24 protein-coding genes are annotated in these 21785 nt (G+C 70.4%); 22 read left to right on the forward strand and 2 right to left on the reverse strand.

Going from position 1 to position 21785, the window contains the following annotated elements; translation table 11 throughout:
• Positions 1-2 precede the first annotated feature (2 nt).
• From folE to C9J87_RS00610, 9 genes are read left to right on the forward strand one after another with little or no spacing between them, the layout of a single operon-like run.
• Positions 3-611 (forward strand): GTP cyclohydrolase I FolE, encoded by a 609-nt coding sequence (folE, locus tag C9J87_RS00570; protein WP_010831370.1) that lies wholly within the window; start codon positions 3-5, stop codon positions 609-611.
• Positions 608-1468, forward strand: a complete 861-nt coding sequence (folP, locus tag C9J87_RS00575) for a dihydropteroate synthase (protein ID WP_107704465.1) — start codon at positions 608-610, stop codon at positions 1466-1468. Before folE ends, folP begins: the two co-directional genes overlap by 4 nt.
• Complete coding sequence (gene folB, locus C9J87_RS00580; protein ID WP_107704466.1) at positions 1465-1827, forward strand: dihydroneopterin aldolase; 363 nt, start codon at positions 1465-1467, stop codon at positions 1825-1827. Before folP ends, folB begins: the two co-directional genes overlap by 4 nt.
• Before the next feature lie 16 nt (positions 1828-1843).
• Entirely contained in the window at positions 1844-2413 is a 570-nt protein-coding gene (gene folK, locus C9J87_RS00585; RefSeq protein WP_010831373.1) for a 2-amino-4-hydroxy-6-hydroxymethyldihydropteridine diphosphokinase, read from the forward strand.
• On the forward strand, positions 2410-2889 hold the full coding sequence (locus tag C9J87_RS00590) for a DUF3180 domain-containing protein (RefSeq protein ID WP_107704467.1): 480 nt from the start codon (positions 2410-2412) through the stop codon (positions 2887-2889). The genes folK and C9J87_RS00590 overlap by 4 nt, the downstream gene beginning before the upstream one ends.
• Before the next feature lie 9 nt (positions 2890-2898).
• Positions 2899-3534, forward strand: a complete 636-nt coding sequence (locus C9J87_RS00595; RefSeq protein WP_107704468.1) for a hypothetical protein — start codon at positions 2899-2901, stop codon at positions 3532-3534.
• Positions 3535-3569: 35 nt separating this feature from the next.
• Entirely contained in the window at positions 3570-4646 is a 1077-nt protein-coding gene (locus C9J87_RS00600) for a GNAT family N-acetyltransferase (RefSeq protein ID WP_232819794.1), read from the forward strand.
• Positions 4643-4990: a hypothetical protein gene (locus tag C9J87_RS00605; RefSeq protein ID WP_107704470.1), complete on the forward strand. Its 348-nt coding sequence runs from the start codon at positions 4643-4645 to the stop codon at positions 4988-4990. Before C9J87_RS00600 ends, C9J87_RS00605 begins: the two co-directional genes overlap by 4 nt.
• A gap of 19 nt (positions 4991-5009) precedes the next feature.
• On the forward strand, positions 5010-5933 hold the full coding sequence (locus tag C9J87_RS00610; protein ID WP_107704471.1) for an SPFH domain-containing protein: 924 nt from the start codon (positions 5010-5012) through the stop codon (positions 5931-5933).
• 12 nt (positions 5934-5945) lie between these two features.
• On the opposite strand, the gene C9J87_RS00615 is transcribed toward C9J87_RS00610, so the two are convergent.
• Complete coding sequence (locus C9J87_RS00615) at positions 5946-6962, reverse strand: ABC transporter ATP-binding protein (RefSeq protein WP_107704472.1); 1017 nt, start codon at positions 6960-6962, stop codon at positions 5946-5948.
• Between the two features lie 3 nt (positions 6963-6965).
• On the opposite strand from C9J87_RS00615, the gene C9J87_RS00620 reads away from it, so the two are divergent.
• The 3 genes from C9J87_RS00620 to C9J87_RS00630 are packed head-to-tail and all read left to right on the forward strand — an operon-like array spanning position 6966 to position 9399.
• Complete coding sequence (locus tag C9J87_RS00620) at positions 6966-7676, forward strand: ABC transporter permease (RefSeq protein WP_198652187.1); 711 nt, start codon at positions 6966-6968, stop codon at positions 7674-7676.
• The gene (locus C9J87_RS00625; protein ID WP_107704473.1) at positions 7673-8401 is read left to right on the forward strand and encodes an ABC transporter permease; all 729 of its coding nucleotides are present in this window, start codon (positions 7673-7675) and stop codon (positions 8399-8401) included. Before C9J87_RS00620 ends, C9J87_RS00625 begins: the two co-directional genes overlap by 4 nt.
• A 53-nt stretch (positions 8402-8454) precedes the next feature.
• On the forward strand, positions 8455-9399 hold the full coding sequence (locus tag C9J87_RS00630; protein WP_107704474.1) for an ABC transporter substrate-binding protein: 945 nt from the start codon (positions 8455-8457) through the stop codon (positions 9397-9399).
• Between the two features lie 87 nt (positions 9400-9486).
• Here the strand turns inward: C9J87_RS00630 and C9J87_RS00635 are convergent, their stop codons facing one another.
• The gene (locus tag C9J87_RS00635; RefSeq protein WP_107704475.1) at positions 9487-10602 is read right to left on the reverse strand and encodes a glycosyltransferase family 2 protein; all 1116 of its coding nucleotides are present in this window, start codon (positions 10600-10602) and stop codon (positions 9487-9489) included.
• A gap of 28 nt (positions 10603-10630) precedes the next feature.
• Between C9J87_RS00635 and C9J87_RS00640 the strand changes: the two genes are divergently transcribed.
• The 10 genes from C9J87_RS00640 (at position 10631) to C9J87_RS00685 (ending at position 21764) form a co-directional block, all read left to right on the forward strand.
• On the forward strand, positions 10631-11737 hold the full coding sequence (locus C9J87_RS00640; protein WP_010831429.1) for a sulfotransferase family protein: 1107 nt from the start codon (positions 10631-10633) through the stop codon (positions 11735-11737).
• Complete coding sequence (locus C9J87_RS00645; protein WP_010831430.1) at positions 11734-12681, forward strand: glycosyltransferase family 2 protein; 948 nt, start codon at positions 11734-11736, stop codon at positions 12679-12681. Before C9J87_RS00640 ends, C9J87_RS00645 begins: the two co-directional genes overlap by 4 nt.
• Positions 12682-12841: 160 nt before the next feature.
• Complete coding sequence (locus C9J87_RS00650; protein WP_107704476.1) at positions 12842-13732, forward strand: Rossmann-like and DUF2520 domain-containing protein; 891 nt, start codon at positions 12842-12844, stop codon at positions 13730-13732.
• Entirely contained in the window at positions 13729-14646 is a 918-nt protein-coding gene (panC, locus tag C9J87_RS00655; protein ID WP_107704477.1) for a pantoate--beta-alanine ligase, read from the forward strand. Before C9J87_RS00650 ends, panC begins: the two co-directional genes overlap by 4 nt.
• Positions 14646-15062, forward strand: coding sequence for an aspartate 1-decarboxylase (panD, locus tag C9J87_RS00660; protein WP_107704478.1), 417 nt, complete (start codon positions 14646-14648; stop codon positions 15060-15062). Before panC ends, panD begins: the two co-directional genes overlap by 1 nt.
• Positions 15063-15071: 9 nt before the next feature.
• On the forward strand, positions 15072-16745 hold the full coding sequence (locus C9J87_RS00665) for an L-aspartate oxidase (RefSeq protein ID WP_107704479.1): 1674 nt from the start codon (positions 15072-15074) through the stop codon (positions 16743-16745).
• Entirely contained in the window at positions 16742-17647 is a 906-nt protein-coding gene (gene nadC / locus C9J87_RS00670) for a carboxylating nicotinate-nucleotide diphosphorylase (RefSeq protein ID WP_107704480.1), read from the forward strand. Before C9J87_RS00665 ends, nadC begins: the two co-directional genes overlap by 4 nt.
• Positions 17644-18417: a type III pantothenate kinase gene (locus C9J87_RS00675; RefSeq protein WP_107704481.1), complete on the forward strand. Its 774-nt coding sequence runs from the start codon at positions 17644-17646 to the stop codon at positions 18415-18417. Before nadC ends, C9J87_RS00675 begins: the two co-directional genes overlap by 4 nt.
• An 89-nt stretch (positions 18418-18506) precedes the next feature.
• A complete protein-coding gene (locus tag C9J87_RS00680; protein WP_107704482.1) occupies positions 18507-18827 on the forward strand; it encodes a histone-like nucleoid-structuring protein Lsr2 in 321 nt (106 codons plus the stop codon).
• 357 nt (positions 18828-19184) lie between these two features.
• Positions 19185-21764: an ATP-dependent Clp protease ATP-binding subunit gene (locus tag C9J87_RS00685; RefSeq protein WP_010831438.1), complete on the forward strand. Its 2580-nt coding sequence runs from the start codon at positions 19185-19187 to the stop codon at positions 21762-21764.
• Positions 21765-21785: the final 21 nt, after the last annotated feature.

Genomic DNA, 21785 nt, shown 5'->3' on the forward strand with positions numbered 1-21785 from the left:
CGATGACCGATCCGATCAGCCTCGACGAGCGCGAGATCCCCGACTACGACCACGCGCGTGCGGAGGCTGCCGTCCGCGAGCTGCTCGCGGCCATCGGCGAGGACCCGGAGCGCGAGGGGCTGCTGGAGACGCCGGCCCGGGTCGCGCGGGCCTATGCCGAGCTGACCCAGGGCCTGCGCCAGCGCCCGGAGGACGTGCTCACCACGACGTTCGACATCGGTCACGACGAGATGGTGCTGGTGCGCGACATCGAGCTGTGGTCGATGTGCGAGCACCACCTCGTGCCCTTCACCGGGGTCGCCCACGTCGGCTACATCCCGGCCGAGAGCGGCAAGATCACCGGGCTGTCCAAGCTGGCCCGCCTGGTCGACGTCTATGCCAAGCGTCCGCAGGTCCAGGAGCGCCTCACCACCCAGGTGGCCGACGCACTGATGGAGATCCTCGACGCGCGCGGCGTGATCGTGGTGATCGAGGCCGAGCACCTCTGCATGACCATGCGCGGCGTCCGCAAGGCCGGCGCCCGCACGATCACCAGTGCCGTCCGCGGCACGATGCTCACCGACCAGGCCACCCGCGCCGAGGCAATGGCGCTGATCAACTCCCGACGATGACTCGTCCCCGCGTGATGGGGATCGTCAACGTCACGCCCGACTCGTTCTCCGACGGAGGGTTGTACGCCGACGCCGACCGTGCCGTCGAGCACGGTCGTCAGCTCCTGGCCGACGGGGCCAACCTGCTCGACATCGGCGGCGAGTCGACCCGGCCGGGCGCGACCCGCCCGCTGGTCAACGAGGAGCTCGACCGCGTCGTCCCGGTCATCACCCGGCTGGTCGCCGAGGGGGCAGTGGTGTCCGTCGACACCATGCGCGCCTCGGTGGCGGCAGCGGCGCTGGAGGCCGGCGCGCAGATCGTCAACGACGTCTCCGGGGGGCTGGCCGATCCGGGGATCCTCGAGGTGGTGGCGGCCAGCGGGGCGACGTACGTCGCGATGCACTGGCGCGCCCACGCCACGACGATGCAGGACTTCACCGACTACGGCCCGGACGGCGTCGTCGAGTGCGTACGCCGCGAGCTCGGCGCGCGCCTGGACGCGATCGTGGCCGCGGGCATCGACCCGGAGCGGGTGCTGCTCGATCCGGGCCTCGGCTTCGCCAAGCTGCCCGAGCACAACTGGGAGCTGCTGCGGGGGCTCGAGTCGCTCGAGTCGCTCGGGCGGCCGCTGCTGATCGGCGCCAGCCGCAAGTCGTTCCTGGGCTCTCTGCTCGCCGACGGCACACCGCGCGAGGTGGGGGAGCGGGAGTTCGCCCACGTCGCCCTGGTCGCGCTGCTGGCGCAGCGCGGGGTCGACTGCCTGCGCGTGCACGACGTGCGGGCGACCTGCGACGCCCTCGCCGTGGTCGATGCGCTCGCCGGCGACGGGTCCGGTGTCAGCGGTGTCGGTGGCATCCGGCAAGGTGGTGTCTCGTGACCGACGAGCTGAGCATCACCGGAGTGGAGTGCTTCGCCTTCCACGGTGTCTTCGACTTCGAGCGGCGCGAGGGCCAGACCTTCGTGATCGACCTCACCCTCGGTCTCGACACCGCGCCCGCGGCGGCCTCCGACGACTTGCAGGACACCGTCGACTACGGAAGCCTCGTGGCGCGGGTCAAGGCCGCCGTCGAGTCCGATCCCGTGGATCTGATCGAGACGGTGGCCCAGCGCATCGCGGACGTGTGCCTCGCGGACGGTCGTGTTGAATGGGCCCGCGTCACGATTCACAAGCCGGATGCACCGATTGAGGCGACGTTCGCCGATGTCGCGCTCACGATCACCAGACACACCCCCTAGACAACGAGGGCCACCAATGACCGAGACCCCCAACCCCAACATCGTGGATGCCGACTCCCTCACCGGGGAGATGCACCCGATCCGCCGGGTGGTGGTCGCTCTCGGGTCCAACCTCGGAGAGCGCTTCGCCGCACTGCAGGGTGCCGTCGACGCCCTGGCCGACACCCCTGACTTCTTCGTCACCGGCGTCTCGCCCGTCTACGAGTCCGACGCCGTCGACGCGCCCGACGACGCCCCGCAGTTCCTCAACGCGATCGTGCTGGCCGACACCACGTTGCCGGCCGCCCGCCTGATGGAGCGCGCCCTGGCCGTCGAGGACGCCTTCGACCGGGAGCGCAGCGAGGTGCGCAACGCCCCGCGCACGCTCGACGTCGACCTGATCGTCGTCGGCGACCGTCGCGCCGACGACGACTTCCTGCGCCTGCCCCACCCGCGCGCCCACGAGCGGGCCTTCGTGCTGCAGCCGTGGCACGATCTCGAGCCCGACGCGGTGTTCCCCGACCGCGGCCCGATCGTCGAGCTCCTCGCCGACCTCGACGCCTCCGGCATCACCAAGCGCGACGATCTGGTGATCGAGGTCCAGTGACGCCCGACCCGGCCCCGCCGGACGGCCACCTGCGCCCCACCACGGGCGCGTCGTTGGCCATCGCGGCGGTGATCGGCCTGGTCTTCGGCTGGCTGCTGCGACCGGTCGTCGTCCGGCTCAGCGGCACCGCCCCCTTCGTCACGTGGGTGCAGGCGCTGGCACTCGTCTTCGTGGCGGCCGTGCTGGCCTACGTCGCTTGGCACACCTGGCAGACCGTCCAGGTCCGCCGCCAGCGACTGCCCGACAACCGCGCCGTCAACCGGCTGGTGCTCGCGCGTGCCAGTGCCCTGGTGGGGGCCCTGGCGGCCGGCGGCTATGCCGGTTACGCCATCACCTGGCTCGGAGACGCCTCCGAGCTCGCCGACGAGCGACTGCTCCGCTGCGGGGTCGCCGCCCTGGGCGGCCTGCTCATGATGCTCGCCTCACTCGCGCTCGAACGCGCGTGTCGCGTCCCTTCGGGGGACGAGGAGCCCTAGCCTGACCACATGTCTTCCCTTCAGCCCCAGCAGTCACAGTCGTCCCGCACGACTGCGCGCCGTCGCCAGCGCAGCACCCGCCTGAGTGTGGCGGTCGCACTGCTGGCGCTCTCCGCTGTGTCGGTGATGGGTGCTGTCGTGTCAGGTTCGGCGCTGCTGATCACCGTCGCTGCCGTCCTCGCCGTCGTCCTGGGCGCGGCCGCCACCAAGATCACCCACTCCGAGCTCGCCGACGCCCGCGTCGAGGCGGCTCGTGACCGCGCCGAGCAGGCGCGTGCCTACACCGCGCTCACCGAGCGCCGTACGGCCGAGAACATGAACTTCGCGCTCGACATGCGCCGCAAGATCACCGCCCGCGAGGAGGTCATCGCCGGCCTCGAGGTCGCTCTCAGCACCGCGCAGCGCCAGGTCGCCGACCAGACCCGCAAGGTCAACAACGAGGCCCGCCGCGCCGACCTCGCCGAGCGCGCCCGCGTCGAGGGCGCCGAGACGATCCAAGGCCTCGAGCGCTCGCTGAGCAGCTCGGAGGAGCGCGCCGCCGAGGCGATCGTGCTCGTCTCCGAGCTGGAGGCAGAGCTCGACGTGCTCCGCGCCGAGCTCGACTCCTGGCACGCCGCATCGAACAAGCGCGCCAACTCCGCCTGACCCGCTCGGCTCGCACTAGGGCACAATCGATCGATGTGATCCCTGAGGACAACCGGTTCGAGAGTGACCCTGCTGAAGTTCTCCCCGAGGATCCTGGCCTTCCACGAGGCTGGGAGGCCGGCACCGTCGACGGCGACGACCCGGCCCAGGTGGAGCGACTGACCGACCTGCTGCGAGCCCACGAGCGCGCCGGCCGCGGCTGGGCGACCGGCTCCGAGGACGACGTGCTGGTCGAGGTCCACGGCCTCGAGATGCGCGAGAACCTCGTGGTCCGCGACGACGAGGGCCTCATCCGGGCCTGGGGCAGCGTGCACGACCGTGCCGTGGGCCGGATGCTCTACGTCCACATCGTCGATCGCACCCTGCCCGACAAGATCGCCCGCACGTGCTCCGACGTCCTCTCCGAGTGGGCGCACGCCCAGGCCCGGCAGGTCGGCGCCGAGCGCGGCCTGGCCGTCCAGCAGATCGACACCGGCGCGTTCCAGGACGACGAGCGCCAGCACGCCTGGCTGGCCGCCGCCGACTTCACCAAGGTCCGCACGTGGTGGCAGATGAGCCGCTCGGTGATCGCCGACGAGGTGGAGCTGGTCCCCGACCCGCTCGGGTGGAGCAAGGACGGCGTGCACTTCCGGCTCGTACGGCGCGAGGCCGGCGGGATGCCGGACGAGGCCGACCTCCGGGCGGTCCACGACGTGCTCGAGGGCGCGTTCACCGACCACTTCAACTCCGCTGAGGAGACCTTCCACGAGTTCATCCACCGGCTCCGCGAGGACCCGGGTCACCGCTGGGACCACTGGTGGCTGGCCGAGATCGACGGCGAGCCGGCCGGTGCGCTGGTCGGTACCGTGAGCGAGGCGAGCAAGGGGCCGGACGGCTCCTACGTCTCCTACCTCGGCGTGCTGGAGTCGGCCCGCGGGCGCGGCGTTGCCAAGGGCCTGCTGCACACGATCATCGCCGACGCGGCGGCCCGTGGCCGGGACCGTGTCGGCCTGGAGGTCGATGCGGACTCACCGACCGGCGCCGACGGGCTGTACGTCTCCATGGGCTGGGGCACGAAGTACACCACCGAGTCCTGGCACAAGGACGTCCCGGTCGAGGAGGCCGGCTCGTGAACGGCATCGTGCTTGTGCTCGTGCTGGCGATCGTCGTCGTGGCCGTCACTGTCGTCGCCGGCGTGCTCGTCCTGGACTCGCGCGGGGACAAGCAGGCCCGGGCCCTGGAGTCGGGTCGCGCCGCGCGGGTGCGCGAGGCGGTCGACCTGGCCTACCAGCACCTGGAGATCTCGCCGGCCCTCGCGGACGCCCTGATCGACGCCAGCCGCGACGTCGACTACGGCTCGCCGGCCCACGTCCAGTCGACCACCGAGCGGTTGCTGGGCATCGCGCGTGAGCACCGCGGCGCCGAGCCGGACCTTGCTGTCATCATCATCGACACACTGCGCCGCACCGCGGCCTGAGCTCGATCACGGGGGAACCATGACCACACCTGCCACTTCGTCGCGCGCATCGAAGGCCGCCAAGTCCCTCGTGGGGCTCGGCGCGATCGCCGTGCTGCTGCTGGCGATGCTGATCTTCATCCGGCCCACCACGGTGTCCACCGGTCCCGACCAGGTGGCGCTGCACTACAGCGACGGGGCGTTCACCCCGCGTCGCTTCCAGGACTGCGTGTCCAGCTCGACGCGCGCCTGGGACGGGCCGGGCGACAAGCACTACTCCTACCCCAAGAGCCAGCGCAACTACGTCTTCGGCGAGGGCGGCGACCGGCCGATGGTGACCTTCGTCAGCAAGGACGGCATCGAGATGAGCGTCGACGGTGTCGCGGCGTTCCTGCTCAACACGGACTGCAAGACGCTGCAGAAGTTCCACGACCTCATCGGCAACCGCTACGCCGCCTACATGGACACCACCGACGGCAACGGCTCCGCGGGCTGGCTGCAGATGCTGAGCGTCTACCTCAGCCGCCCGCTCGAGACCGCGATCGACCGCGCCAGCCAGAACTACACCTACACCGAGCTCTACACCGACCCGGCCGTCAAGGCGAAGTGGGAGCAGGAGGTGCTCGAGCAGATGCCCGAGCTCGTCGGGCGCCAGATCGACGGCGACGAGGAGTTCTTCACCGACTTCGCGATCACGTTGCAGAAGCCCGTCCCGCCGGAGTCGGTCAAGGCTGCCCTCGTCGCCCAGCAGGAGGCGGTCGCCAAGGCGAAGGCCAAGGAGGCCGAGGCAGCCGCGCAGGTGAAGGCAGCCGAGGCGCAGGTCGCGGTCGAGAAGGCGGAGGCGGCCAAGATCTCCGAGCGGATCAAGGTGCTCGGTCGTGACGGCTACCTCAAGCAGTACGCCATCGACCACGGCCTCAACCCCTACCAGCCCTCGACCAACGGGCTGATCACCGGCCCGTAGCCCCTCGGGCGGTCAGCGCAGGGAGTCGCGCAGGGCCTGGTGCACTCCGTTGGGCGTCAGCACGCCGACGAACCGGGCCCCGCGCTTGACCCCGATCATCGCCTTGTCGTCACGCAGCAGCGCGGCGAGCGCCTCCTCCAGCGACGAGTCGATGTCGATGGCGGCGCCGAGCTGGCCGCCGCTGACACCGTCCATCGGCTCGAGGTGCTCCTCGCGCAGCGGCGTGACGGTGAGCCGGCGCAGCCCGCGGGTCGAGCCCACGAAGTCGGCGACGAAGTCGTCGGCCGGCCGGGCGAGGAGCTCCATCGGGGTGGCGTACTGCGCGAGCCGGCCGCCGACGGCGAAGACCGCCACGCGATCGCCCATCCGGACGGCCTCGTCGATGTCGTGGGTGACCAGCACGACGGTCTTGCCGAGGTCGCGCTGGAGCCGGAGGAACTCGTCCTGCAGCTTGGTGCGGACCACCGGGTCGACGGCGCCGAAGGGCTCGTCCATCAGCAGCACGGGCGGGTTGGCCGCGAGTGCTCGAGCCACCCCGACGCGCTGGCGCTGGCCGCCAGAGAGCTGGTGGGGGTAGCGATCGGCGTACTGCCCGGGCTCGAGCCCGACGGTCTCCAGCAGCTCGAGCGCGCGCGCCCGGGCGGTGGCCTTCGACTCGCCGTACAGCAACGGCACGGTCATCACGTTGTTGATGATCTTCTGGTGCGGGAACAGCCCGATCTGCTGGATGACGTAGCCGATCCCGCGTCGCAGCTGGACGGGATCGACGTCGGTGACGTCGCGGCCGTCGAGGATGATCCGGCCCGTCGTCGGCTCGATCAGCCGGTTGATCATCTTCAGCGTCGTGGACTTGCCGCAGCCCGACGGGCCGACGAGGCAGACCATCTCGCCGCGGCGTACGTCGAGGTCGAGCTCGTGCACCGCGACGGTGCCGTTGGCATAGGTCTTGCCCACGCCCTGGAGCTGGATCATCGATTCTTCCGACGACGAGGCTGACGTGGATCCGGCGCCCGAGGCGGTAGCGTCCATGCGGTGACCCTACTCGCGAGGGGCCTGCCCGCGGCGGAGCCGAGCTGCTACAACCGCACGGTCAACGACTGGTGGTGCGGTGCCTACTTCACCGACTATCGCGACGAGCTGGTCGATGCGACCACGCAACACCTCGTCATCACGGTCACGGCGATCGCGCTGAGCATCCTGATCGCCTTCCCGCTCGCGCTGCTGGCGCGCCGGCGACAGCGCCTCGAGACCGCCATCACCGGCGTGTCGACGGCGCTCTACACCGTCCCGTCGCTGGCGCTCTTCCCGCTGCTGGTGCCCTTCACCGGCATCACCGCGACGACGGTGGTCATCGGCCTCGCGCTCTATGCCCTCACGATCCTGGTCCGCAGCATGCTCGACGGCCTGCGCTCGGTGCCCGACGAGGTGCGAGAGTCCGCACGCGGATTGGGGTACGGCGCCGCGTCGCAGCTGTTCCGGATCGAGCTGCCCCTCGCGCTGCCCGTGATGATGGCCGGCCTGCGCGTCGCCACCGTCTCGACGGTCGCGCTCACCACGGTTGGCACCCTCGTCGCCAACGGCGGCCTCGGCAACCTGATCGCCGACGGCGTCACCACCAACTTCAAGGCCGAGCTGCTCGCGGCCTGCCTGCTGTGCGTGGCGATCGCGGTCCTGCTCGACGTGCTGATCGTCGGCCTGCAGCGACTCGTCACACCCTGGACGCGGACGGGGGTCTCCTCATGAGCGTCTTCGCAGACATGTGGGCCTACCTCACCGACGGGGCCAACTGGTCGGGCAAGGGCGGCATCCTCGAGCTGCTCGTGCAGCAGCTCCTGCTCACCGGCACGGCGTTGGCCCTGGCGATCCTGATCGGGCTGCCGCTGGCGCTGTGGCTGGGACACCTCGGCCGGGGCGGCTTCCTGGCGATCAACATCTCCAACGTGGGCCGGGCGATCCCGACCTTCGCGCTGCTCGCGCTGCTCGTCACCGCCGACTGGCCGGGGGTCTCGACGTTCGGCCCGTTCGGGCGGGCCGGCATCGCCACCCTGATCGCGCTCACGCTGTTCGCGCTGCCGCCGATCATCACCAACGCCTACGTCGCGGTCCGTGAGGTGGGCGAGGACGTCAAGGAGTCGGCGCGCGGCATGGGCATGACGTCGTGGCAGCAGTTCCGCCAGGTCGAGCTGCCGCTGGCCCTGCCGCTCGTGGCCGGCGGCGTACGCCTCGCACTCGTGCAGGTCTGGGCCACGGCCACCATCGCTGCGCTGGTCGCCGGCCCGGGCCTCGGCCGGATCATCACCGACGGCTTCGCCAACAGCTACTACGGGAAGGGAATCGCCGGGGCCGTGGTTGTCGCGGTCGTGGCGATGGTCCTGGAGGTGCTCGCGTCCATGGCGCAGCGCGCCGTCGACCCACTCCCGCGCACCAGCACGGCCAAGAAGCAGGACCAGCTGCTCGCGACCACGTGAGCAGGACCGGACACGCGTGGCCACGGGGCCGCGGGACACAGAAGGTGAATGACATGCAGCTACGACGGATTGCCGCGAGTGCGCTGGCCATCAGCACGGTGTTGCTCGGCGCTGCGTGCGCCGGCGACGACCTCGCCGAGGACGGCTCGGACTCCGCGAGCGGGGACAAGGGCTCGGTCAAGATCTCCGGCCAGGACTTCGGCGAGGTGCAGATCGTCTCGGCGATGTACGAGCAGCTCCTCGAGGCCGAGGGCTACGACGTGTCCGTCCAGCTGGTCGGCACGCGCGACGTCTACATGGCCGAGGGACAGTTCCCCGACTCCGTGCAGCTCGTTCCCGAGTACGTCGGCGGAATCGTCGACTACCTCAACACCACGGTCAACGGTCCGGATGCCGAGCCGCTCACCACGCCCGACGCCGACGAGTCCGTCGAGGCCGCCGCGCCGCTGCTCGAGGAGAAGGGCATCACCCTGCTCGACCCGTCGGCTGCGGTCGACACCAACGCCTTCTTCGTGACGAAGGAGTTCTCCGAATCGCAGGGCGTCACCAAGCTCTCCGACCTCGAGGGCAAGGAGGTCGTCGTCGCTGCTGCCGAGGACTGCGCCGAGCGCACCGACTGCGGCGCCGGCCTGACCGAGGACTACGGCATCGACGTCACCGAGTTCCTGCCGCTGGGCTTCGCGTCCGCCGACGTCTTCAAGTCGGTCGCCGACGGTGAGTCGCAGCTCGGGCTGACCTCGACCACCGACGGCACGCTCGAGTCGCAGGGCATGGTGCTGCTCGAGGACGACAAGCAGATCCAGCCGGCGCAGAACCTCGTCCCCGCCGTCTCCTCCGACTGGCTGGCCGACAACCCGGACGTCGAGGACGTGCTCAACGACCTGATGGCCGCGCTCACGACCGAGAAGCTCACCGAGCTGAACGGCCAGATCTCCGTCGAGCGCCAGAAGCCGGCCGACATCGCGAGCGAGTTCCTGGAGGCCGAGGGCCTGCTCTGAGGTTCAAGCCCTTGGTTTCGACACGCTCCTCGCTGCGCTGTTCCCGCTGGTTGAGCAGGCGCGCCAGCGCCGTGTCGAAACCAAGGGTCAGCGGATCTCGAAGTCACGCAGCGCGAGCGCGGCGGCGTCGACGCCCGACAGCTCCAGCACCTCGCGCGGTACGTCGAGGTGTCGGCCCGCCGCGTCCGTCGTCTGTGGCGCCGGGCCGGTGAGAGCCGCGGCCCACGTCATCAGGGCGGCGGCGTCGGCGCGCCGGCCCTGCTCGACCAGCCAGCCGCAGAGCCGGTGCACGGGCGGGAGCCCGGAGTGCACCAGCGAGTGCTCGCCCCAGAACTCCCGCACGCCGTCGCGCAGCAGTGCCCACCACTCGTCGGAGGCGCCGGGGATCTCGAGGAAGTAGCGCCACAGGTCGCCGGCGAGCACCCGGTCGACGAACACCGACTCCACGGTCGCGTCCCTGCCGGCGCGGACAGCGGCGTACGACATCCGCTTGGTCTCCCAGCGGTCGGTGAGGTCGCGCAGGGAGGAGCGCTGCTGGGTGATCGAGGAGCCGTCGTCGCGGATGCGCCAGTGGTAGACGATGTCGGGGACGACGTCGAAGGTGCCGCTCATGAAGGCGCGCGTCGTCGTCGGCTGGTCCTCGTAGCGGATGCCCTCGGGCCAGCCCAGGTCCGCCGCGTCCCAGAAGGAGCGGCGGAAGACCTTGTTCCACGCGAAGACGTCGCCGAGGATCTCCGGCCGGTCCGCGACCCGCAGTCCGAGGGCGCGCGGGTGCAGCCGCCGCATCCACGGCGGCTCGTGCAGCCCGTCGCTCTCCCACCGCACGATCGAGCCGGTGACGAAGTCGGAGCCCGACTCGACGAGGGTGCCGACGAGGGTCGCCAGCGCGGACGGCGGCAGCACGTCGTCGGAGTCGAGGAACGTCAGGAGCTCGGACCCGGCGTGGGCGGCCCCGACGTTGCGTGCCGACCCGAGCCCGCCGTTCTCGACGTGCACGACCCGGATCCGCGGGTCGCGGGCGGCATAGGAATCGGCGATCTCTCCGCTGCTGTCGGGGGAGCCGTCGTCGACGACGACCGCCTCCCAGGCGGTCCAGGTCTGCGCGAGCAGCGAGTCGAGGCAGGCCGGGAGGTAGGCCTCGACGCCGTAGGCCGGGACGACCACCGAGATGCCCGGTTCACGCCGCCGCCGCAGGAACCCCATGGACGGGCACCCTAGTAGGCTCCCCGCCGTGACTGCTCAGGCGCGTGCGATCGACGAGATGAACCCCGACGGTGTCCCGCGGAAGGTGCTCTTCGTCGCGGGTGCAGGCCGCAGTGGCACCTCCACGATGGCGGGGATCGCCAGCAAGCTCGGCATGCACGTGCCGCTGCCCGAGGTGCCGGCCGATGCGTCCAACCCGCGTGGCTTCTCCGAGCCGCAGTGGGCCGTCGACCTGCACGACCGCCTGCTCAAGGAGGCCGGCGTCCAGGTGAGCGACTCGCGCCCGAGCGCGTGGTTCGAGACGGGTCGCATCTCCACCCGCGAGCCCGCCAGGATCCGGGTCGCGGACTGGCTGGAGCCACACTTCGCCGTACACCCCGAGCTGGTGGTGAAGGACCCGCGGCTGAGCTGGTTCCTCGGCCTGTGGCGGGTGGCCGCCATCCGCACCGGCGCCACGCCGGTCTTCGTGACGATGCTGCGTCCGCCGGCCGAGGTCGTCGGCAGCAAGCAGAAGTACTACGCCAACAAGCTCGGCTCCGCCCACCTCGCGGCGAGCTGGCTCAACATGCTGCTCCACACCGAGCGGGCGACCCGCGAGGAGGCCGGCTCGGCGCGGGTGTTCGTGCGCTACGAGGACCTGCTGACCGACTGGGTGAAGACGACGATGCACGTCGGTCAGACCCTGGACCTGCAATCGATCGTGCACACCCGCAGCGACCTGATCCGCGAGGTGCACCGCTTCATCGACCCGACGCTGCGTCGCGTGACCGCGTCCCTCGACGACCTCGCACTGCCGCCCCGCCTGCACGAGCTGACCGGGCAGACGTGGGAGGAGCTGAACAAGCTCGCCAACCCCGACGGTGACGTCGCGTCGGTGCACGCCACGCTCGACGAGCTGCGTGACGCCTACACCGACCTCTACGAGGAGGCCGAGGCGATCAGCAAGTCATCGGTCGTCGCCGCCCGCATCGCCGGGGCCCGCACGGCCGCCGAGGTCGAGGCGCCCGAGCCGAGCGGCCTGGCCGACAAGATCCCCCACGACGTCCGCGCGAAGATCCCGCCGTCCGTACGCCGCGGGGTGCGCAAGGCACTGGGCCGCGAGCGGGCCTCGGAGCCGGCGGCGGGAGACGCGTGAGCGTCCCGGTCGGCGCCGGGCACGGCCTGAGCAACGTCGAGGGCCACACCGACTTCGACATCGTGTGGCCCTGGAACCAGGGCGCGCTGAAGCGTGGGGCGACCGCCGTGCTCCGGGTGAAGAACGAGGCGGAGTCGATGAGGTTCGTGCTGCCGCCGCTGCTGCGGGCCTGCGACCACGTGCTGCTCGTCGACAACAACTCGACCGACGGCACCGGTGAGGCCGCCCTCGCGGTCGCCGCGGAACACGGGGTGAGCGAGAAGTTCACGCTGAAGCACTACCCCTTCGACGTGGCCCGCGCCGGCGCCGAGCACCTCGCCGTGCCCGAGCGCAGCGTCCACTCGCTGGCCTACTTCTACAACTGGTGCTTCTCCCACGTCCGCACCCGCTACTCGTGGAAGTGGGACGGCGACATGGTCCTCACCACCGAGGGCGAGGTGTCGATGGCCGACCTCTCCTGGCAGGTCGGGACCGCCGAGGCCGTGATCCGCTTCCCGCGCCACGGGCTCTACATCGAGTCCGACCGGCGCGCCTTCCTCGACCTCGGGCTGCGCAACATCGAGGAGTGGGGCTTCCCGATGACGCCCGACTTCGTCTACTCCAAGGCGCCGGAGTGGGAGATCCGCACGACCCCGCCCGAGACACGGCAGTTCGCGCTGCCGCAGGGGCTGGTCGTCGAGCTGAAGTATCTCGACGGCGACGAGTTCGCCCACTGGACCAACCCGGAGTCGTTCGCGACCAGCGTCCGCAACCGCCGCAAGCGGCGCGAGTGGCTCGTCTTCAACGCCCTCAACAACGGTGAGGTCCCCGAGGGCGTCACCGAGATCAACGCGCCCGAGGGCGAGCACGTCGTCGACTACGTCACCCACACCTGGCTGCCGCGCGCGCCGCGCCCCTTCGTCGTCGACGACCCGGACCACGCGAAGCTGCACCTGCGCGCCTGAGCGGCGTACGGCGATGTAGGCCAGGTCACGTTCACTTCCTGTTCACAGGGCGGAATGAGGCGGCGTACGCTCCTTGTTCAACAGATCGAGCACCAAGTCTGGTACCCACACCGGCCCCACCAGGGGTGGTCGGCGGGACTGGAACGAAAGGGTTCGTGCAATGACTCAGTTCCGTGTGGGTGTCGTGGGCGCAGGCCGCGTCGGCGCCGTCCTCGCCGCCGCGCTCCGCACCGCGGGCCACGAGATCGTGGCCGCCGCCGGTGAGTCCGACGCATCGCGTGGCCGCATCGAGTCCCTCCTCCCCGGCACCCCGGTCATGAAGCCGAGCGACGCCGCTCGTGCCGCCGACCTGCTGCTCCTCACCGTCCCCGACGACATGCTGCCCAACGTCGTCGCGATGCTGAGTGCGAGCGGCGCGATCCGCGACGGCCAGCTCGTCGTCCACACCAGCGGTGCCCACGGGCTCGCCGTGCTGGCCGACGCCGCCGCTGTCGGCGCGCGCACCATCGCGCTGCACCCGGCGATGACGTTCACCGGCACCGAGGTCGACCTGCCCCGACTGCGCGACGCGGTCTTCGGCGTCACCGCCGGCGAGGGCGAGCGGGCCGTCACCGAGCAGCTCGTCGCCGACCTCGGCGGGCGCCCGATGTGGGTCGCCGAGGACAAGCGCACGCTCTACCACGCAGGGCTCGCCCACGGCGCCAACCACCTCGTCACGCTCGTGACCCAAGCGATGGAGATGCTCGCCGCGGCCGGTGGGGACAGCCCTGCCGACACGCTGCGCCCGCTCCTCAACGCCGCGCTCGACAACGCGCTCGCGCACGGCGATGCCGCGCTCACGGGCCCGATCGTCCGCGGCGACGTCGAGACGGTCCGCGCACACCTCGTCGAGATCACCGCCAACGCGCCCGAGACCGTCCCCTCCTACCTCTCGCTCGCCCGCGCCACCCTCGACCGCGTCGTCACCGACGGTCGCCTGCTGCCGATCCGCGCGGCCAAGCTGCGCCAGGTCCTCGCCGCGGCCGAGCTGAAGGTGCCCGCGCGCCGATGACCACGACCCCCACCCTCGCGAACACCCGCGAGGAGCTCACCGACCTGCTCGCCGACGCGCGCAAGTCGGGCCAGCGCATCGGCTTCGTGCCCACGATGGGCGCGCTGCACGAGGGTCACGCGAGCCTGATGCGCGAGGCGGCCGGGCACGCCGACGTCGTCGTGGTGAGCATCTTCGTCAACCCGATGCAGTTCGCGCCGACCGAGGACCTCGACCGCTACCCGCGCACCCTGCCCGAGGACCTCGGGCTCTGCGCGGCCAACGATGTCGCCGTGGTGTTCGCCCCGGCCGTCGAGGAGATGTATCCCGGCGGTTTCAACCACGACAGCGTCCGTGACGGCGTCACGGTCCACCCCGGCACGCTCGCCACGATCCTCGACGGGGAGTCCCGGCCCGGCCACTTCGACGGTGTCCTCACGGTCGTCGCCAAGCTCTTGGGTCTCGTCCAGCCCGACGTCGCGATCTTCGGCCAGAAGGACTACCAGCAGCTCGCCCTCATCCGGGCGATGGTGCGCGACCTCTGCCTGCCCGTCGAGATCGTCGGTGCGGAGACGATGCGCGAGGCCGACGGCCTCGCGATGTCCAGCCGCAACCGCTACCTCGACCCCGCGCAGCGCGCCGCGGCGACCGTCCTCAACCGTGCCCTGCGCGCGGCGCAGGAGCGGGCGGCGTACGGCGTCGCGCCGGCGCGGTGGGCGGCGATGAGCGTCCTCAAGTCCGAGCCCTTGGTGGAGCTCGACTACCTCGCGCTCACCGGCGTCGACCTCGGCGAGGCGCCGGACAACGGCGAGGGGCGCATCCTGGTCGCCGCGAAGGTCGGCAGCACGCGCCTGATCGACAACATGAGCATCCACGTCACGACACCGGCGGGCACCGCAGTCGCGGGCTCGACCACTGATGAAAGGAGCAGCTGATGCTGCGCACGATGATGAAGTCCAAGATCCACCGGGCCACCGTGACCCAGGCGGACCTCCACTACGTCGGTTCGGTGACCGTGGACGAGGACCTCCTCGACGCCGCCGACCTGCTCTCCGGCGAGCTCGTCCACATCGTCGACGTCACCAACGGCGCTCGGCTCGAGACCTACACGATCGCCGGCGAGCGCGGCTCGGGCGTCATCGGCATCAACGGTGCCGCCGCCCGCCTCGTGCACCCCGGTGACACGGTCATCCTGATCGCCTACGGCCAGATGGAGACCGCGGAGGCGAAGGACTACAAGCCCGCCGTCGTCTTCGTCGACGCCGACAACAAGGTGATGGCGACCGGCTTCGACCCCGCCGAGACGTTCGGCGACCCGTCGCTGACTCGCGGCGACTTCCTCGCCCGCTAGCCTGCGCGGATGACTGCATCCTCGGCCGGGGTCCCGCAACGACTGACGGCTCCCGAGCCCGGGTGGACCACCCGCGCAGACGTCGTGGTGATCGGTTCCGGCATCGCCGGGCTGACGGCCGCGCTGCGGATCCACGCGGCCGACCGCAGCCTCAAGCTGCTGGTGGTCACCAAGGACGTCCTCAACGCCGGCTCCACCCAGTGGGCGCAGGGCGGGATCGCCGCGGCGCTCGGCCCGGGCGACACCCCCGAGGAGCACCTCCACGACACCCTCGTCGCCGGCGCCGGGGCGTGTGACGTCGAGGCCGTCCGCGCCCTCGTGACCGAGGGGCCCGACGCCGTGCACGAGCTGATCGCGCTCGGCACCGAGTTCGACCACCACGACGGAGAGCTGTCGCTGACCCGGGAGGGCGGTCACCACCGCGACCGGATCGCGCACGCCGGTGGCGACGCGACGGGCGCCGAGATCCAGCGCGCCCTCATCGCCGCGATCGAGCGGGCCCCCGAGATCGAGGTCATCCAGCACGCGCTGGCCGTCGACCTCCTGCTCGCCGATGACGGTGGTGTGGCCGGGGTGACCCTGCACGTCCTCGGCGAGGGCCAGCGTGACGGTGTCGGCGCGGCTCACTGCCGCGCGATCGTGCTGGCAAGCGGCGGGCTGGGCCAGGTGTTCTCGCAGTCCACCAACCCGAGCGTCTCCACCGGCGACGGCATGGCCATCGCGCTGCGTGCGGGCGCGACCCTGCGCGACCTCGAGTTCGTGCAGTTCCACCCGACGGTGATGTATCTCGGGCCCGACTCCCAGGGCCAGCAGCCGCTGATCTCCGAGGCGGTGCGTGGTGAGGGTGCCTTCCTCGTCGACTTCGAGGGCGATCGCTTCATGCAGGGCCGGCACGAGCTCGCCGACCTGGCGCCTCGTGACGTCGTCGCCAAGGCGATCACCCGCCGGATGCTGGAGACCGACAAGCCCCACATGTGGCTCGATGCGCGCCACCTCGGTCGCGAGTTCTGGGAGAAGCGCTTCCCGACGATCCTCGCGGTCTGCCGCGAGCACGGCGTCGACCCGATCACCGAGCTGATCCCCGTGGCTCCCGCCCAGCACTACGCGTCCGGCGGGGTGGCCACCGACCTCGACGGGCGCTCCAGCGTGCCCGGGCTCTACGCCACCGGCGAGGTCGCGTGCAGCGGCGTACACGGTGCCAACCGGCTTGCCTCCAACTCGCTCTTGGAAGGCCTCGTGTTCTCGCGCCGCATCGCCCAGGTGCTGCCCGGCGAGCTGCGCGAGTGGTCGACCCCGGCCGAGGACAAGCGTGCCGACGGCCTGGTCGACTGGACGCTGCGTCCCGACCTCCAGGCCATGATGACGACCCGTGTCGGCGTCCTGCGCACCGCCGACGGGATCACCGAGGCGATCGACTGGCTAGACGGCCGCGATGCCGGCAGCCAGGCCGTCCCCGGCGTCGACGGCTGGGAGACCACCAACCTCCACGCCATCAGCAGCGCCCTGGCCCAGGCCGCGCTCCGGCGCGAGGAGACCCGCGGCTCCCACTGGCGTGAGGACTTCCCCGACCGCGACGACGTGGCCCAGGCCGGTCACATCGACACCCGCCTCGTCGACGGGCAGCTGGAGCAGGAGTTCCTGCCGGCCCGCTCGACCGACCCTTCCACTGGAGCAGTCGCATGAGTTCAACGTCGTACGCCGCCCTGCCGGCCGAGCTCATCGCCGAGATCGCCGAGGCGGGACTCGACCCGGAGGCGATCTACGCCGACATCGTCCGCGCGCTCGCGGAGGACCTGCCGGACGGCTCGGACGACACCACCAGCGCGGCCACCATCTCCGACGACGCCCGCGGCAGCGCCGACTGGGAGGCCCGCGAGCCCGGCGTCGTGGCCGGGCTGGCGATCGCCGCGATGGTCTTCCACCACGTCATGGGCGACGACGTCCAGATCGACGGCCGGGTCGCCGACGGCACGCGCGTCGCCGAGGGCGACGTCGTCATGCGGGTGGCCGGCCCGACGCGGGGGCTGCTCACGGCAGAGCGCACCGCCCTCAACTTCGCCTGCCACCTCTCCGGTGTCGCGACCGCCACCGCCCACTGGGTCGACGCGCTGGAGGGCACCACCGCCAAGGTCCTCGACACCCGCAAGACCCTGCCCGGGTGGCGCGCGCTGCAGAAGTACGCCGTCCGCTGCGGCGGCGGCGTCAACCACCGCTTCTCCCTCGCCGACATGGCGATGGTCAAGGACAACCACGTCATCGCCGCCGGGGGAGTCGTGCCCGCCCTCGAGGCCGTCCGGGCTGCCTACCCGGGCCTCCCGATCGAGGTCGAGGTGACCGACCTCGACCAGCTGCGCGAGCTCCTCGCTGCCGGCTGCGAGCGCATCCTGCTCGACAACATGTCGACCGCGATGATGGCCGAGGCGGTCGAGATCACCGCCGGGCGTGCGGTCCTGGAGGCCTCCGGGGGTCTGACGATCGAGCGGGCCCGCGAGGTCGGTGAGACCGGCGTCGACTTCATTTCCGTCGGAGCACTGACCCACTCGGTGAAGGTCTTCGACATCGGCATGGACCTCGTGGACGCATGACGCTGCTCGCCGCCGACATCGGCAACGCCGACACCGTCCTGGGACTCCTCGACGGCGCGGACGTCGTCGCGCACTGGCGGGTCTCGACCGACGAGCGACGAACGTCCGACGAGTGGGCCGTGCTCGTGCGCGGGCTGCTGGCCGACACGGGCCGCAGCATCGACGCGATCGCCGTGTGCGCGACGGTGCCCGCGGTCCTGCACGAATGGCGCGACATGCTCGCTCGCCATTTCGAGGGCATCCGCAGTGTCGTCGTGGAGCCCGGTGTGCGCACCGGTGTGCCGGTGTTGATGGACAACCCGCGTGAAGTCGGCGCTGATCGCATCATCAATGCACTGGCCGCAGCAAGTGAATTCGGCGGCCCCGCGATCGTGGTCGATTTCGGTGGTACGGCGACGACTTTCGACGTCGTGAGTGAGTCCGGACAATATGTCGGTGGTGCGATTGCGCCCGGAATCGAGATCTCCCTCGAGGCCCTGGGCCGACGAGGCGCCCAGCTGCGCAAGGTCGAGCTCCAGCGACCTCGTTCGGTGATCGCGAAGAACACCGTCGAGGCGCTGCAGAGCGGGATGCTGTTCGGCGTCGCGGCGCAGGTCGACGGCATGGTGGCGCGGATGATCGCCGAGCTCGGGGTCGACGTGCCGGACGTCAATGTCATTTCGACCGGTCATCTCGCCCCGCTCGTGCGCGAGGAATGCTCGTGTTTCACCGCGCATTCACCCTGGCTGACCCTGCAGGGGCTCCGACTGGTCTTCGAGCGCAATTCCTGATATCCAATTCGGCGCGTATTGCCTCGACAATTCAGGTATGAGTAGGGTGGATCCCGCTTTCTCCTGCCCCTGTATTGAAATGAGGAATCGTGGCGCAAAAGGTCAACATCATTCTTGTCGATGACCTCGACGGCACCGAGGCCGACGAGACCGTGACGTTCGGTCTCGACGGCACGACCTACGAGATCGACCTCACGGACAGCAACGCCGCCGCCCTGCGCGAGGCGCTGAGCGGTTATGTCGGCCACGCCCGCAAGGTGAGCGGTAGCGCTCGTCGCGGCCGCAAGGCTGCCGGTTCGTCGTCCAACACCAAGGACGTCCGCGAGTGGGCCCGTGGCCAGGGCATGGAGGTCTCGGAGCGCGGTCGCATCTCCGCCGACATCCAGCAGGCCTACGACGCCGCACACTGATCCACCCTGTTCGCTCGCCGCGTCCCCCTCCGGGGGCGCGGCGAGCAACATTTCACGCGGAACCCACGTGTTGACCACACGCTCACCGCGCACGCCTGACGGCGGTCTCGTTGTCGCCGGTGGTCGTGCAGTTCCGGTGTGAGGATCGAGCACACGGCCCCGACCAGCGATGGCGGGAGCGTGTGGTTCCTCGATCCTCGTACGGCGACGGTCGCGACCGCGACGTACGCCGACTGACCGCTCTGTTCGCTGTCAGCGGACGGCTCCGATCCGCCGGCGGGAACACGTAGGGTGGAGTCGGGCGTTGAGCCCACTGTCCGCAGCGATTTCGCGGACCACAGACATTGAGGAGCGCACATGTTCGAGCGGTTCACCGACCGAGCCCGGCGAGTTGTCGTGCTGGCCCAGGAAGAGGCCCGCATGCTCTCCCACAACTACATCGGGACCGAGCACATCCTGCTCGGTCTCATCCACGAGGGCGAGGGCGTCGCAGCCAAGGCCCTCGAGTCCCTCGACATCTCCCTGGAGGCCGTGCGCGCCCAGGTCGAGGAGATCATCGGCCAGGGCCAGCAGGCCCCGTCGGGCCACATCCCGTTCACGCCGCGCGCCAAGAAGGTGCTCGAGCTGTCGCTGCGCGAGGCGCTGCAGCTCGGTCACTCCTACATCGGCACCGAGCACATCCTCCTCGGGCTGATCCGCGAGGGCGAGGGCGTCGCCGCCCAGGTGCTGCAGAAGCTGGGCGCCGACCTCAACCGGGTGCGCCAGCAGGTCATCCAGCTGCTCTCCGGCTTCCAGGGCAAGGAGTCGGCTGCGTCCGGCGCTTCCCAGACCGGCTCCGGCGCCGAGGCACCGTCGAGCTCGCTGGTGCTCGACCAGTTCGGCCGCAACCTGACCCAGGCCGCCCGTGAGGGCAAGCTCGACCCGGTGATCGGGCGCGAGCAGGAGATCGAGCGGGTCATGCAGATCCTCTCGCGACGCACCAAGAACAACCCGGTGCTGATCGGCGAGCCCGGCGTCGGCAAGACGACCATCGTCGAGGGCCTGGCCCAGGACATCGTCAAGGGCAACGTGCCCGAGACGCTCAAGGACAAGCACATCTACACCCTCGACCTCGGCGCGCTCGTCGCCGGCTCGCGCTACCGCGGTGACTTCGAGGAGCGCCTGAAGAAGGTCCTCAAGGAGATCCGCACCCGCGGCGACATCGTGCTGTTCATCGACGAGATCCACACCCTCGTCGGTGCCGGCGCGGCCGAGGGCGCGATCGACGCGGCCTCGATCCTCAAGCCGATGCTGGCGCGAGGCGAGCTGCAGACGATCGGTGCGACGACCCTCGACGAATACCGCAAGTACCTCGAGAAGGACGCCGCGCTCGAGCGCCGCTTCCAGCCGATCCAGGTCGCCGAGCCGTCGATCGCCCACACGATCGAGATGCTCAAGGGCCTGCGTGACCGCTACGAAGCGCACCACCGCGTGACCATCACCGACGAGGCGCTGGTCTCCGCTGCCACCCTCGCCGACCGCTACATCTCCGACCGGTTCCTGCCGGACAAGGCGATCGACCTCATCGACGAGGCCGGCTCGCGCCTGCGCATCCGTCGGATGACCGCGCCTGCCGACCTGCGCGAGTACGACGACAAGATTGCCGACGTGCGCAAGCGCAAGGAGGCCGCGATCGACGGCCAGGACTTCGAGGCCGCCGCCCGCCTGCGCGACGAGGAGAAGCAGCTCATCGCCCGCAAGGCCGAGCGCGAGACCCAGTGGCGCTCCGGCGACATGGACGAGGTCGCCGAGGTCGACGAGGAGCTGATCGCCGAGGTGCTCGCCGTCGCGACCGGCATCCCGATCGTCAAGCTCTCCGAGGAGGAGTCCTCGCGGCTGCTCAACATGGAAGAAGAGCTGCACAAGCGCGTCATCGGCCAGGAGGAGGCCGTCAAGGCTCTCTCGCGCGCCATCCGCCGTACGCGTGCCGGCCTCAAGGACCCGAAGCGTCCCGGCGGCTCGTTCATCTTCGCCGGCCCGTCCGGTGTCGGAAAGACGTGGCTGTCCAAGACGCTCGCCGACTTCCTGTTCGGTGACGAGGACTCGCTGATCCAGCTCGACATGAGCGAGTTCAGCGAGAAGCACACGGTCTCGCGGCTCTTCGGCTCGCCTCCCGGCTACGTCGGCTACGAAGAGGGCGGCCAGCTCACCGAGAAGGTGCGCCGCAAGCCCTTCTCCGTCGTGCTCTTCGACGAGGTCGAGAAGGCCCACCCCGACATCTTCAACAGCCTGTTGCAGATCCTCGAGGAAGGTCGCCTGACCGACTCGCAGGGCCGGGTGGTCGACTTCAAGAACACCGTCATCATCATGACCACCAACCTCGGCACGCGCGACATCTCCAAGGGCCAGAACCTCGGCTTCCAGCAGTCCGGCGACGGCAGCACCTACGACCGGATGAAGACCAAGGTCGCCGAGGAGCTCAAGCAGCACTTCAAGCCCGAGTTCCTCAACCGCGTCGACGAGATCATCGTGTTCCCGCCGCTGTCGCAGGACCAGATCGTCTCGATGGTCGACAACATGATCGCGGGCGTCGAGCTCCGGCTCAAGGACCGCGACATGCAGCTCGAGCTGACCCAGCCGGCCAAGAACCTCCTGGCCGAGCGGGGCTTCGACCCGGTGCTGGGTGCGCGTCCGCTGCGTCGGACCATCCAGCGCGAGATCGAGGACGTGATGGCGGAGAAGATGCTCTTCGGCGAGATCGGCCCCGGCCAGATCGTGCTCGTGGACATCGAGGGCGAAGGCCCGAGTGCCACCTTCACGTTCAAGGGTCAGAAGGTCTCGGCGATGCCGGACATGCCGCCCTTCGAGACCGCCGACGTCGTGGGCGACCCCGAGTCCCCGCTCGAGGGTCCCGACGACTCCGCCGGCCCGGTCGACGTGGAGAAGTCCTCCGACTGAGTCATCCCGCACCACCCGGAG

The organism is Nocardioides allogilvus (assembly GCF_003047285.1).
Taxonomy (GTDB): Bacteria; Actinomycetota; Actinomycetes; order Propionibacteriales; family Nocardioidaceae; genus Nocardioides; species Nocardioides allogilvus.

Bases quoted from the DNA above. Each gene is read 5' to 3' on its own strand.
- folE (WP_010831370.1), top strand. From the start codon at position 3: ATGACCGATCCGATCAGCCTCGACGAGCGCGAGATCCCCGACTACGAC.
- folP (WP_107704465.1), top strand. From the start codon at position 608: ATGACTCGTCCCCGCGTGATGGGGATCGTCAACGTCACGCCCGACTCG.
- folK (WP_010831373.1), top strand. From the start codon at position 1,844: ATGACCGAGACCCCCAACCCCAACATCGTGGATGCCGACTCCCTCACC.
- C9J87_RS00595 (WP_107704468.1), top strand. From the start codon at position 2,899: ATGTCTTCCCTTCAGCCCCAGCAGTCACAGTCGTCCCGCACGACTGCG.
- C9J87_RS00610 (WP_107704471.1), top strand. From the start codon at position 5,010: ATGACCACACCTGCCACTTCGTCGCGCGCATCGAAGGCCGCCAAGTCC.
- C9J87_RS00615 (WP_107704472.1), bottom strand. From the start codon at position 6,962: ATGGACGCTACCGCCTCGGGCGCCGGATCCACGTCAGCCTCGTCGTCG.
- C9J87_RS00625 (WP_107704473.1), top strand. From the start codon at position 7,673: ATGAGCGTCTTCGCAGACATGTGGGCCTACCTCACCGACGGGGCCAAC.
- C9J87_RS00630 (WP_107704474.1), top strand. From the start codon at position 8,455: ATGCAGCTACGACGGATTGCCGCGAGTGCGCTGGCCATCAGCACGGTG.
- C9J87_RS00635 (WP_107704475.1), bottom strand. From the start codon at position 10,602: ATGGGGTTCCTGCGGCGGCGGCGTGAACCGGGCATCTCGGTGGTCGTC.
- C9J87_RS00650 (WP_107704476.1), top strand. From the start codon at position 12,842: ATGACTCAGTTCCGTGTGGGTGTCGTGGGCGCAGGCCGCGTCGGCGCC.
- panC (WP_107704477.1), top strand. From the start codon at position 13,729: ATGACCACGACCCCCACCCTCGCGAACACCCGCGAGGAGCTCACCGAC.
- panD (WP_107704478.1), top strand. From the start codon at position 14,646: ATGCTGCGCACGATGATGAAGTCCAAGATCCACCGGGCCACCGTGACC.
- C9J87_RS00665 (WP_107704479.1), top strand. From the start codon at position 15,072: ATGACTGCATCCTCGGCCGGGGTCCCGCAACGACTGACGGCTCCCGAG.
- nadC (WP_107704480.1), top strand. From the start codon at position 16,742: ATGAGTTCAACGTCGTACGCCGCCCTGCCGGCCGAGCTCATCGCCGAG.
- C9J87_RS00675 (WP_107704481.1), top strand. From the start codon at position 17,644: ATGACGCTGCTCGCCGCCGACATCGGCAACGCCGACACCGTCCTGGGA.
- C9J87_RS00685 (WP_010831438.1), top strand. From the start codon at position 19,185: ATGTTCGAGCGGTTCACCGACCGAGCCCGGCGAGTTGTCGTGCTGGCC.